The organism is Martinezella paranaensis, assembly GCF_014200235.1.
In the GTDB taxonomy this organism is placed as follows: domain Bacteria; phylum Pseudomonadota; class Alphaproteobacteria; order Rhizobiales; family Rhizobiaceae; genus Rhizobium; species Rhizobium paranaense.
Map to the genome: position 1 here is coordinate 1 of NZ_JACHBI010000014.1, position 13,036 is coordinate 13,036.

Below are 13,036 nucleotides of genomic sequence, written 5' to 3' on the forward strand. Positions count from 1 at the left end.
GCCGGAGCGGCGCTTGAAACCAACGAAACTGCAAACCAATGAGGGGGTCAGTTCTTCAATTCGGCAGAGGGGTCAATTCCTCGATTCGCTTGACACCTTTGTGGCGTTCAACAACCAGCCGCATCTAGCGGCACCCATAGCCAACATAAGGAGACCGATGGAGAACCATGACATTTAAAATTCGAGGAACAGGCACGGGCAAACCGCAGCTTGTCGGCATTACAGCAGGGGAGTTGTTGAAGAAGAAGTTCGCGCCAAGGGAGTTCGCCATTGATCCATGGTTGAGGACCGGAGAAACCGCACTGATCTGGGCGGCAACCGGGGTCGGCAAGACGTGGCTGACGTTGTCCCTTGCGGTGGCCATGGCTGGCGGCGGTAGCGTATGGGAATGGAAGGCACCTAAGCCGCGACGGGTACTCATCGTAGATGGTGAGATGAACCTTCAGGATCTCCAAGGTCGTCTGAGGATACTGGTGGAGACCGGAGCTGTCACAGGTCTGGACATGGAAGCGCTAGGCAACAATTTACGCATCGTCGCGCGACAGGCCCAGAACCCCGACAGTGAGTTCTTCGATGTCACAGACACCACTTCGCAGCAACATGTCTTGCAAGCCATGGACGACACGGACTCCGAAGTCGTCATCATCGACAACGTCACGACCTGCGCCGATGGTCTGAGAGACGAGAACGACAGCGTGGCATTTCGGCCCGTCATGTCCTTTCTGATGCGGATGAAGCAGGCTGGCAAGGTCGCAATCCTTGTCCACCACGCCAACAAATCCGGTCAGGACTTTCGAGGCTCCACGGCATTGGAAGCGACCTTCGAGGTCAAGCTCGGTCTGCACCCGGCAGGGGCGAGCGTTGGCAAGGCGTCGTTCATCGCCAAATTCGGCAAGTTCCGCGCACAGGGAGACAGCAGCATTCAACCCCGGCAGTGGACCCTGGAGCCCTCAGGTTGGACCGTGGATGACGATGAGAGCGAAGGTGCCGGCAACGATGTCCTGAAGGCTCTAAAGTCCTGCAAGTTCACCACTGCGGTGGAGATCGGGGACCACATAGGCCGGGATAAGCACTACGTAGGTCGCCAATTAAGGCTTCTGGTGGCGCAAGGGCAGCTTAAGGAAGACGACAAGGACCGCTATTTCAAAGCAGCTAAGCGTTTGAGGTCCAATCCATTCGATGACGAAATCTTTGAAGTGGACGACGGTGATCTTACGGGGACCGAAGTTGCACCATTGCACTGAGTAGCTTGGACGAGAGGGAGGCTCTGCCCCCTCGGGAGAATGGAGTTGCAGAGTAGCATTCCCTAAGTGCTACTGCAATTTGCTACTTTCGATATAATCGAACAAATTCAAGCAGATATGGAGAATTTCGCGGACACAGCAATGTGAGCCGTGCAACCCCCATTGATCGCATACCAACTATCGAAACGAAAGGACCAGACACATGTGGTCAGCAATTAGAAGCGGCAGTGATGCCCGAACGCGCAGGGTGCAACCGAACTGGGCGCTGGAATGCGTGAAGGCTGGCATTCCCCTTTGCCAACTTCCACCAGCACCGGCAGCCGACGCGACCTACAGGGAGAAATGTCAATACACCTGGGCGCTCCGCAGGGCCTGGGAGAGCAAGACGGGCCGCAAAATTGAGCGATTAACGCCGCCTGGGTACAGCGACGGCACCGCCCAGAAGCGGCGGGAAATGCGGATGAAGGACTAGAACCTACAGCTCTTGCCCTGAGTAAATCCCAGACATGGCCACGAAGGCGCTTAGGACGAAGAAGAGCGAGCACCAGCCGCCAGTCCTATCGTTAGCCTTGAAACGAGATACGGCCAGCCATCCCCAGAGCCCAATCCACAACGCATAGAGCGCGAGCCTGATCATCCAAAATTCCATGTAGTCCCCAATGCGCCAAAAGCGCCCCTATTGCGCCTGTCCCGTTCATCGCGAACCCAAGGCGAAACCCCAATCCACAATACGCAACAGTAGCGCCATCCGCAACCTATCAGGGCGCTATCGCATTCAACATTTCACGCAACAGAAGAGGTACAATGACCGACGCTATTTCAGTCATCAAGGGATTTGAAGGCTACATCGACCACGCGAAGTGGGACCGCACCGCTTACCGCGCTGGCTATGGTTCCGATACGACTACCCTGGCTGACGGCAGCGTCCATCCGATCACCGCAGACACCGTGGTCAACCGCGCGGACAGCGAACGTGACATCGCTCGTCGTGCTGCAGAGTTCGAGAATACCGCCGCAGGGCAGATAGGTCAGGATAAGTGGGCAGCGCTTCCCGGCAATGTCCGAGCAGCACTTACGTCCACCACGTACAACTATGGTAGCCTTCCGCATGACGTGGTTGCCGCTGCGCAGACCGGTGACATCAACGCTATTGCTTCCGCCGTCAGGAACCGGGGCAGTGACAACGGCGGTATCAACGAAGGCCGTCGCACTAAGGAAGCCGATATCATCCTCGGCGGACCTCAGGCTGCCGCTGACCAAGCTCCGTACACCCCGCATATCTCGCCAGCCACCCAGTACACCGCGAACACCGAAGTTCCCCTTCCGGCCAACGAAGCTGTCTCCGGTACCCCGCGTGTCGACGCACCGGAAGCCCCGAGCCTCTGGCAGACCGAGAAGGACGCCTGGAACCAGAACAGCACCCTGGCCCTGATCCTGAACAGCAATCCCTACAAGGCTGACCCTAACTGGCAGAAGCCTGGTGAGGATAAGATTGCTGCCGATCTGGAGAAGGCCAATCTCGACCCTGAGCGCTATGCCAAGTTCCTCGGTGGCTCTACGTCTCAGAACGGCTACATGAAGGCCATTCAGGACGCCCAGGCTGACCGTGATCGCCTCACGCGGCTGTCGCAAGCAGGCCTCACGGGTGTTGCCCTGGACTTCGTCAATCAGGCCCTCGACCCCGTCAACGTTGCCACGGACCTCGCGGTCTCCGCAGTGGCACCGGAGTTCACCATCGGCAAGTATGGTGTCCGCGTCGGTAAGGTTCTGTCCGCTGCCCTGGCCGGTGGCGTATCCGGTCTGGCAACCTCTGCCATCAACTATGGCTTCAACCCGAACGCTACCAAGGCCGATCTTATGATGGGCACGGTGATCGGGGCTGGCCTTGGTGGCATTGTCGGTCGTCTGTCCGCCAATCCGGCGACAGCAGCGGAGGGCCGTGGTCTCCAGCAGATCGGCCATCAGGTCATCGCAGAACACGAGGGCGTTCCTTACGTGCCTCCGGTCAACCGTGGTTCCGTTGGTGCCGCTGCCGTGACCAGGGAGAACAACGTCCTCGATCCTGAAGCCGCGATGGCCCAGGTGGAACATGACGCGACACCTCGGTCTGCATTTGCTGGCATCCGTGGCGACCTTGCTGCCATGGGTGACAAGTCGAAGAACCCCGGCACCCGCCTCACTATGGCGGGTCTCGTTCAGGATGGCACCGGTAAGATCGGGCCTTCCATCAACGGTCGTGCAGCGTCGGAAGATGCCGCAATGCTCAACCAGGAGTTCGATGGTGCCTTCTACCGCACTTGGAAGCCACAGAAGGACGCATTCATCGCCAAGGGTGGAACAGCTCAGCAGTTTGATGACCTCGTCTTCAAATACGTCGAGGACACCCGGCTGCATAAGGGTGACTTCTATTCGTCTGAGGTGAAGGCGGCTGGCGACAACTGGGCAGCGTTGCGCAGAGAACAGCTCAAGCTCCAACAGAATGCCCTCTATCGCGAAGGCGGGCTGGCCCGTCCGGTACAGGGTGCCGACACGGTCAAGGCCAATGAGAACTACATGGTCCACGAGTGGCATAATGTCCTCGTCCATGCCGCTGACGAGCACTTCGAAGACGGTACGGTTCAAGCGGTGATCAAGGGTGGGATGCGCAAGTCCAATCCGTCAATCGCTGACGACGATCTGGAGCGCGTCTCAGCAGCCTTTCTCAAATCCATCAAGGAGCGTGGGGCGGGGCTCGACAGGGGCGACTTCCTGGCTCGGGTATCCGGCGACAACATGGAAGACGCCATGAATGCCTTGGTGGAAGCGGGATCGCTCCGTCAGGATGAGGCCGACAACTTCCTCAAGAACTGGGTGGCCGACAACGCGGACGCCAAATCGGATGCCGGCAATGCCAAGCCGTTCAAGCATCGTGCCCTGATCGACACCAGCTATGTCCTGCCGTACCGTCCCCGAGTCCGTGCCACGGGCCTGGAGCATGATGCCGAGTTCGGCGTGAAGGACCTCCTAAACCGCAACATCGAGTACCTGAACAACAAGTACTCCCGTCGTGCCGCAGGTAACATTGCCCTGGCGAGAATGAGGCTTGCGATCTCAGACATGAAGGACGAGGCCGGCGAGGTCATCTCTCACGGCACCACGGTTCTCGACGGTATCACCTCCGATGCCGAGTGGCGGGCTCATCTCGACCAAGTTGCCCGTCGTGGCGCTGACGCTGGCCAGACTTCCCAGGAGATCGCTCAGGATCGGAAGCGTCTTCAGTTCGCTTACGACATGATCAAGGGGACGAAGACCTACGACATCAACAACACGACGTTCGGCTGGGGTCTCCGCATGTTGCGGAAGGTCAACTTCATCCGCATGATGAACCAAGTTGGTCTGGCTCAGCTCCCCGAGTTGGGCAACCTCGTCGGCAGTGTCGGTCTGAAGGCGATGGTCCAGCAGGTCCCGAACATGCGGCGGGTGATCGGAGCTGACGGTGTAGCTCACCTGAAGAACAACTTCGGTGACGATGTCGAAGCCATATTCGGCAACGGTCTGGAAGGTTGGACGAGGACGCCCGAGGAGCGCTACGATGCCATGCTGGACATGATCCAAGGCACCAAAGGCGGCGATTGGGCACACAAGGTCTCCAACCTGCTCAACAGGGGTAGTGCGATCACCTCGAAGATTTCCGGCATGGAAGGCATCGATACCCTCTCGAAGCGCTGGGCCTACAAGGCGGTAATCCAGAAGTTTGCCAACGCGGCTGCTGGCAAAGCGGAGTTCTCCGAGAAGCGTCTTGCTGACCTCGGTCTCGATAAAGCGATGTACGAGCGCGTCAAGGTGGCACTGAAGGACCCGGCTGGCGTCCAGATGAACGGGAGTCGCATTGCCGGTCTCAAGCTCGACCAATGGGCCGACAAGGAAGCCGCAGAAGCTTTTCGACGCGCCGTCTATCGCAAGTCCACCGAGATCATCCAGCAGAACGACCTGGGCAACAAGATCATGTGGATGGGGCACCCTATTGCACAGACGCTTACCCAGTTCCGTACGTTCATGGCTGCCTCTTACGCGAAGCAGACAATGAAGGCGCTGCACATGCGTGATCCCGAGGCCGCGATCAACGCCACCATGGCGATGTTCATTGGCGCGATGGTGTACGAGGTGCAAACCAGAGAGCAGGCAGTTGGACGTTCAGACGCCGACAAGTTCCTCAGGGATCGGCTGACGTGGGACAAGATTGCCGCGGCTGGCTTCGCAAAGGCTGGGGTCTCTTCGATCATCCCGACGCTGGTGGATACCACGCTTCCGGCAATCGGCTACAAGCCGGAGTTCTCGTACTCCCGCACGACGGGGCAGACCTCTGACCTGTGGTTCGGCAACCCAGCTACAGCCGTCCTGGACGACGTGCAGAAGGCGGCAAGTGCCACCCGTGGGGCCTTCCATGGCGATCTGTCGCAGGAAGAGGCAAGGGCAATCAACAAGCTCCTGCCGTTCAACAATGCCTTCGGCTACATGCAGGCGTTCAACTGGGGTATCTCGGATCTACAGGAGAGGACCCCAAGATCACGGAAGCAGCCGGTTGGTCTCTTTGGTGACTAAAGTGAACTGAGGGCGGGGCAGAAATGTCCCGTTCTCCGATGACGCTAGCAGCGTACATCTGTCCACTCCTGCGACCTTTGCACCAACGCGAATACTGCAGAGGCGCAATAGTTGCAATAGTGCATAAGCTTTTGTTTTTATTATAAAATTCCTGTAGACACCACTGACAAATCACCTTACGGAAGGTGCGTACCCGCATCGGGTGTTTTCAAAGAGGAATGAGCATGTTCATCAAAACCAAACGCTTCGAGTTCGAAATCTCCCGTCATGACCTGTACCTCCGCGTGGCTGCCTTCGGGTGGACCTTCGCGACGTTCCGGGATTTCTCCGGTCAGGGCTTGAGCACCACCGATTGGACGCGGAAGACCGAAAGTGATGCGATGACAAAGGCGTGACGCGGCGGTGGTGGGCGGGGGACGATATCAAAGGCCTCACAAGACCTATTAAGCCCTTGCCGCATACCCCACACGAGTGCTACACACAGCCTCATCGATGGGCGTAAAAACGTAGTAATTTCAATAGCAAGATAGGTTTGGCGCCCTGTCCTCTTCTGGGCACCAAATTCCCGTATTTGTCGGTCTATGGCTGATCGATGATGCTCCAAAAAGCCCGGTTCTCCGGGCTTTTTTGTTGCTTATATTTCCCCGGCATATCTCATCCCCTGCTTGCATTCCCGCTTTTTGTTGATACTCCTATTGGTATCCTGGCACTGCCAACCCTGATTGCCAGGTGGTAGGAAGAGATGTCACCTACAAATGGACAAATCCGCTCCATAGAGCGATCGGACCCTGGTCGCTGCGGGGTTAGCGCTGCAAATGCAGGACTCCTTAAGTCGACAGTCAAAAATCTACGTCGGACGTCTGTTGCGGGTTTCGATAGATGACAAATCGAGGCGAACTAAGTGGTGCTGAACTCGATCGCATTGGGCACATAGGAGAAAATTTCTTTAGCGGGTTGTGCCTTCGAGCACGTTTGAACTGCAGCAAACTAGAACCGGACAAAACCGGCAAAGATTTCATCGTTGAGTTTGATCTTGCTGAGCCCAACAAAAAAATGTCGTTCGACAAGCGACCGCCACCGATTCAGGTCGTTGTTCAGGTCAAAACCATCCTCGCCAAAAATAAGACTGCGCGCGTTACACTTTCTGTTGCCGAGAGACTCGTCAAGGACAGCCATCCAGCGGTTATCTGCATCTTAAAGATCGACAAAGACGATCGCATTATCAGCATGCATCTGAACCATCTGTTCGACGATCAACTTGGTCGCGTACTAGAACGTTTAAGGCGGTGTTCAAAAAATGGCGACACGAAGCTCCATCTGAAAACGATTACCTTTGCGGCAACAACCGCAAACGCGATCCCTCTCGAAGCTGAAGCACTAAGCCTAGCACTGGAGCGTCTCGCAAACGCGGGAATGCTGGAATACGCCGATGCAAAGAAACGTCAGTGCTCAGAACTAGGATATGATGAATATGGTTTTACGGGACGATTTTCGCTTTCAGACGTTCCTGTCGATGAGGTTATAGACGGCTTCTTGGGGCTGCGTGATTTACCAATCCAACAACTCTTCACCACGGAGCGTCGCTTCAATATCGAGCTGCCTGAGGCCGAAGCCGCATCGGGCACAATACGGATCACTCCGAACGCGCAATTTTCAGCTACAATCGTCATAACTGCGGTATCTACCAAAGAAACCTTAGCTTTAGATAGCGACTTCTTGGTAGTGCCACCCGGCATAACGGGAGCGAGTGGCTATGCCGCTTCCTTCACCACAAAGTTAGGAATCTTCGTACTACGCCTCGGTAAATGGACTTTCACGCAGTCAGGCGGATTTGACCGAAACGCCGAGCATCTGTCAGGGGAATGGATTGAGTTTCTCTTATGCGCAAAGATTCTGTCTTTGGGGGCTATTTCAATCAGCGTTCATGCGAAGGGAAATCGCACTCCGTTTTCGATAGTAACAGACAATCATCCTCAGGCAGAATGGACATCTGTATTAGAGAATTATCTCGCGATCGTTAGAAAACTAGAAGTCATTAACTCGAAGGCCGGTGCACATTCTCGAAAATTTTCCCTGGAACAGGTTTGGGCCAGACGGCATGAAATAGATGCACTAGCCGCTGTTTGCACCACGGGAGGGACCATCGTCGATATTGCCACGGACGCAGGGACCTTTCCCCCTTTGGAGGCCGAGCAAGGGGTGTTTATGACGGCTGTGGATATAGGGTGTGGTTGGATTGGCGTGTTTCTGCCGATAGAAGTCACCACCGTTGGAGCCGTTAGCGGCGTCTTGTGGCAAGGAAGGCAACGAGGGGACGTACTACTTGAGCAAATTGTCGGTGACGACGTGAGCCATCAATTCGAACAATTCCGGGCGAAAATGAAGAAAATTAGCAATGTGACTACTGTCATATTTCAGGAGCCACACGCTTCTTCAAACGAAGGTTTCGCGCGAATTGAATATAGCGGCGGAGGCGACGAAATCGTCACAACGGCATCGCCCACGGCATTATGAATCAAAAGGTACTTTGTATTCGCTGGTAAATCCGACATCGCACAAAGCCGACTTGCACCGCACTCACTTGCGATTATGCCCCTTGCCCGTCGTCGACACACAACGCTGGACCTTGCAGCTCGGTTCGTCCGAGGTCGGAACCGTGGCACTCGAGAAAGTGCCGTGGTTTACGCAGGCAGCGGAGTTTGAGACGTATCGATCGTACATCATCAGATTGTTGACGCTGTGCGAGGGGTATCGCAGGACGATTTCGCCCTCCTGGGCAATCTTGTTGTGAAGAGCCGAACAGGTCATGTTGTGGGTGTCATAGCGGGACATTGCCATTGCGCTTGAGGCGGACAGCGTCAATGCCGCGAGCAAAATGATCTTTTTCATGGGGATTCCTCTTCTAGGTGACAGACGTCGCTATCGAAAGGAACCCCATTATTCTGCATCTACTCTATCAGTTTCGTGACATTGCCATGCGTTGCCGGCAATGCAGCCAATCACGGCTGCGGCAATCACGACCATGGACATCCTGCCTATAGAGCCGGACTGAGCCGCACGATCGCGGCGAACCGTTCCCAGTTCTTGCCCGCCTTCGGCGTCCATGCGGCCTCGGCGATGGCCGGCAGCCTGGGGAAGACCAGGCGGTTGAAATAGGCGCGGGTGAGGAAATTCTCGAGCCAGATGCAGGCCTGCACGCCCTTCATCCGATCCTTCAATTCCTCGGGGAATTCGCCTTCCGCCTCATAGGCGTAGGTATGAGCCGGGGGTACCGTGCCGGCCCAGCTTGCGCCCGGCTCCTGCCAGGCTTCCGCCTGCACCATGTCGAGGTAATAGGCCTGTCCGGGCGTCATCACCACATCATAGCCTTCGCGTGCAAGCTCGATGCCGACCTCCGGCTTCTCCCAGGCCATCAGCAGCGTTCCTTCCGTGCCGACGCCACCGCCATGGGCGACTTCGTTCCAGCCGGCAAGCTTGCGGCCGCGTGCCGTCAGCATCGTCTTCACCCGCTTCAGGAAATAGGATTGCAGCGCGAACGTGCCGGATATGCCTTGCCTCTCCATCAGCTTGCGGGCGAGCGGCGAGGCGAGCCAGGAGCCGTTGGCCACTTCGTCGCCGCCAATGTGGATGTAATCGGAGGGGAACAGCTCGACCATTTCGTCGAACACTTTCCCGAGGAATTCATAGGTCGGCTCGACGGCCGGGTTGAGGGCATTGTTGGGATAGCCCTGGACGGAATGATAGCTCTCCGGCGCCTCCTGCCCATCGGCCAGATCCGGCAGGGCGACAAGGGCGGCCGTGCTGTGGCCGGGAATATCGATTTCCGGCACGATCTCGACGCCGAGCGTCAGAGCATGGGCGACGATCTCCCTGACATCATCCTGCGAATAGAAGCCGTCGACCGGCTCGGCGCCATTGCCGAGCTGCGGCAGCAAGGGTTCGTCCGGACCGCGCAGCACGCCGGTCGAGGTGAGCTGCGGATAGGCCTTGATCTCCAGCCGCCAGGCCTCGTCATCGGTCAAATGCCAATGGAAGATGTTGAGCTTCAGCCAGGCGAGGATATCGATCAGCCGCTTCACATTCTCCTTGGGATGGAATTGCCGGGAGACATCGAGATGGCAGCCACGCCAGCCGTAACGTGGCTGATCGGAGATCGTGCCGGCGATCGGAAAGCGGAATTTGCCGGGTTCGCGCCGCGCGCCATCCAGAAGCTGCGCCAAGGTCGTCAGGCCATAGAGGCGGCCGGCATCGGCCGAATAGGCAAGCGTGATCTCGTCGGCCGAGAAATTGAGCTCATAGGCTTCCTTCGCGAGAGCCGGCCGCTCAACGAAGCGAAGAGCCCTGCCCTGTGGCGCGGTAATGAGGCTGAACGGCGCGTGATTGACCGGGAAGAGGCGCTGGAAGAGCGCCAGCGCCGTCGCAACGGCCTTCAGGCTGGCGCCATCGGTTCCCTTGGCGGGATAGAGCGTAACCGGAAAGGTCTCGCCCGGCTTGACATCGATCGCCGCCGGCCAGGGCTGGATGGCGAAGGGAAGATCGAGCTTGCCTTCCGGCAGCAGCACCGGCGGCGGCGCGCTGACGCGCCCTTCAAGCAGGAGGTCGGTAACGGATACTGGAACGTGAGTGCCGTCCGACAGCGTCAGATAGGCGGACTTGGCGCCATCGGTGCAATGTTTTGCCGTGCGGTTCAGGCCGCTAACGCTGAAGGTCCAGCTTTCGCCTGACGCAAGCGACAGGCCGGCAGGCGGAGCGAATTCATGGAAATTGGCGTTGCGGCGAAGGAAGACGGCATTGTCGCAAGCCTTGGGATCGATGACGCGCGTCAGCGATGTATAAACGAGACGGAAGCCGGCCAACGGTGCATCCGACAGATTGACCAGCGTAAATGTCAGGCGGCCATTTGGCCCGCCCTCGGGGGACCAGGTGTTTTCGAGATGATAGGAAGCCGGCTGCATATCTATTCTCTCCTTGACGACAAGCGTTCAATAATGATCGGACTGTGAAAATGTATGGGCGAGTTCGGCCTGTCCCGCCGTCAGGCCGCAATCGACCGGCAGGCAGACGCCGGTGATGGCAGCCGCCAGCTGGCCGGCGAGAAAGGCGACGGCATTGGCGACATCGGCAGGATCGACGACACGCTGCAGCGGATACCAGCGGCGGGCTTCTTCAAAGACATTGGGATTGGCGGCCGCACGGGCCTCCCAGGCCTGCGTGCGCACTGTGCCCGGCGCGACCGCATTGGCGCGGATGCCGAACTTGCCGTATTCCACCGCGACCAACCGGGTGAAATGCAGCAGCCCGGCCTTGGCGGCGCTATAGGCGGGGTGGCCGAAAACGGCCATGCCGTTGACCGAAGCAATGTTGATCAGCGATCCTTTCGACGCCTTCAGCATGTCCTCGACGGCGCGGAAACACAGGAAGGCGGCTTCAAGATTGAGGGCATTGTCGGCGCGCCAGATCTCCGGCGTCGTGTCGTGCAGGCTGACGGCGCGGGCCGCACCGGCATTGTTGACCAGGGTCCTGACCACGCCCAGTCCCGCCGCAAACTTTGCCATCTCAACGGTATCGGTCTCGCTGGTAACATCGATCTTCAGGGCGACGAAGCGTTCCGCCGGCCCCAGCTCTTCCGCAGCCTTTTGGGCGGCCGCAGCATCGATATCGACCAGCAGGACGATATCGTGATCATCCGCGAGACGCCGGGCAATGGCGCGACCGATATCGCCGGCAGCTCCGGTGACGATGGCGACGGATCGAGTCATGCTTCTGCCCCCTGATGAATCCTAATCCCCGAGAAGCTGGCGGTCGTCGCCGTCGCGATGGGTCACGAGCTGCTGCTTGATGCGGCGCAGCGTTACCGTCGCCTGTGGCTGGATGCGGTAGGCGACGAGGCTTGCAATGATATCCACGACTGCGAGGTAGGCGATGCGCGTCGATGTCGGGCGATAGATATTGTTGCCCTCGGGCAAATCCACCGGCACGGTGATGTCGGCGGCAAGTGCCACCGGACTGTGGCTCTGTGTCAGCGCAATGGTCGGCACCTTGGACTCGCGGGCGAGCATGAAGGCCCGCACCAGCTCGGCGTTGCGGCCCGACAGCGACGAGCCGATCAGCACATCCGCCGGCCTGGCGGCGGCGGCCATCATCAATTGCATGCTGTGATCGGAGCTGGCGGTGACGCGCAGGCCGAGGCGGAAAAGCCTGTTCTGCAGCTCGCTGGCAATCATCGAAGAATTGCCGCCGGAACCGAAGGCGTAGATCATCTCCGCGCCGGCAAGCTTGTTCGAAGCCTGCTCTATGGAAGGGATATCCAGCCCGCGATGCAACAGGAACAGCGCATTCTGCGCCTTGGTGATGATGTCCTGAGCGACATCCGCCGGCTCGATGCTTTTCGGCTCCGGCTTGATATAGCGCATGCCGACATACGCCGTGCGGGCGAGCTGCACCTTGAAATCGGAGAAGCTCTCGCAGCCGAGGCGACGGCAGAAGCGGGTCACGGTCGGCGGCGAAACATCCGCCTTGCCGGCAAGCTCGATGATGGAGGCGTTGACCGCGAATTCAAAGTCGTTGAGGACGATGTCGGCAATACGGTTTTCCGACTGCGACAGCCGCCCCCTTTCCTCCTGCATGGTCGTGAAAATATCCACGAACTTCCCCCTTAACCCCGAAGATCCCGCCGCGCCTTAGAGCAGTACAGCGCTTCGCGGAATCGCCGAACTGCTCTATCTCTTTGTTTTCACGCAATTCCGGACGGAAAGCGGCTCACGCACTTTTCCTGGAATTGCTCGAGAGCATCTAGGCTTCCTGCGTCTTATACGCGATGCAATCGATCTCCACCTTGCAATCCACCATCATCGACGACTGCACGCAGGCGCGTGCCGGCGGATGCGCGCCGAAGTAGTCCTGATAGATCTTGTTGAAACTCCAGAAATCACGGGTGTCGTCGAGCCAGACGCCGACGCGGACGACATGCTCGACGCCGTAGCCGGCCTCATGGAGAATATCGATGAGATTGCCGATCGCCTTGTGGGTCTGAGCGATAATACCGCCATCGATGATCTCACCATCCTCCATGGCGACCTGGCCGGAGACATGGAGCCAGCCATTGGCTTCTACGGCGCGCGCAAAAGGCAGCGGCTTGCCGCCCGCACCCGTCTGGCCAGTCCCATAACGCTTGATGGACATTTCCGAATCCTGCAAATTATTTTCTTAAT

General features: G+C 58.0%; 9 protein-coding genes. 4 read left to right on the forward strand and 5 right to left on the reverse strand.

What is annotated here, in order from left to right; genetic code table 11:
- Positions 1–167 precede the first annotated feature (167 nt).
- The 4 genes from GGD50_RS25895 to GGD50_RS25910 all read left to right on the forward strand — a co-directional run bounded on the left by GGD50_RS25895 (position 168) and on the right by GGD50_RS25910 (position 8,339).
- Positions 168–1,244, forward strand: coding sequence for an AAA family ATPase (locus GGD50_RS25895; protein ID WP_183940073.1), 1,077 nt, complete (start codon positions 168–170; stop codon positions 1,242–1,244).
- An 804-nt stretch (positions 1,245–2,048) separates the two neighbouring features.
- On the forward strand, positions 2,049–5,825 hold the full coding sequence (locus GGD50_RS25900; RefSeq protein ID WP_183940075.1) for a hypothetical protein: 3,777 nt from the start codon (positions 2,049–2,051) through the stop codon (positions 5,823–5,825).
- Between the two features lie 224 nt (positions 5,826–6,049).
- On the forward strand, positions 6,050–6,220 hold the full coding sequence (locus GGD50_RS25905; protein ID WP_183940077.1) for a hypothetical protein: 171 nt from the start codon (positions 6,050–6,052) through the stop codon (positions 6,218–6,220).
- Between the two features lie 484 nt (positions 6,221–6,704).
- Positions 6,705–8,339 carry a hypothetical protein gene (locus tag GGD50_RS25910; protein WP_183940079.1) on the forward strand — a complete coding sequence of 545 codons (1,635 nt, stop codon included), beginning with the start codon at positions 6,705–6,707 and terminating at the stop codon, positions 8,337–8,339.
- A gap of 63 nt (positions 8,340–8,402) precedes the next feature.
- Here the strand turns inward: GGD50_RS25910 and GGD50_RS25915 are convergent, their stop codons facing one another.
- The 5 genes from GGD50_RS25915 to GGD50_RS25935 form a co-directional block, all read right to left on the reverse strand.
- A complete protein-coding gene (locus GGD50_RS25915) occupies positions 8,403–8,714 on the reverse strand; it encodes a hypothetical protein (RefSeq protein ID WP_183940081.1) in 312 nt (103 codons plus the stop codon).
- A 146-nt stretch (positions 8,715–8,860) separates the two neighbouring features.
- Positions 8,861–10,780 (reverse strand): beta-N-acetylhexosaminidase, encoded by a 1,920-nt coding sequence (locus GGD50_RS25920; RefSeq protein WP_183940083.1) that lies wholly within the window; start codon positions 10,778–10,780, stop codon positions 8,861–8,863.
- A gap of 27 nt (positions 10,781–10,807) precedes the next feature.
- Positions 10,808–11,584, reverse strand: coding sequence for an SDR family oxidoreductase (locus tag GGD50_RS25925; protein WP_183940084.1), 777 nt, complete (start codon positions 11,582–11,584; stop codon positions 10,808–10,810).
- A 21-nt stretch (positions 11,585–11,605) separates the two neighbouring features.
- The gene (locus tag GGD50_RS25930) at positions 11,606–12,469 is read right to left on the reverse strand and encodes a MurR/RpiR family transcriptional regulator (RefSeq protein WP_183940086.1); all 864 of its coding nucleotides are present in this window, start codon (positions 12,467–12,469) and stop codon (positions 11,606–11,608) included.
- 148 nt (positions 12,470–12,617) lie between these two features.
- Entirely contained in the window at positions 12,618–13,007 is a 390-nt protein-coding gene (locus GGD50_RS25935; protein ID WP_183940088.1) for a RidA family protein, read from the reverse strand.
- Positions 13,008–13,036 lie beyond the last annotated feature (29 nt).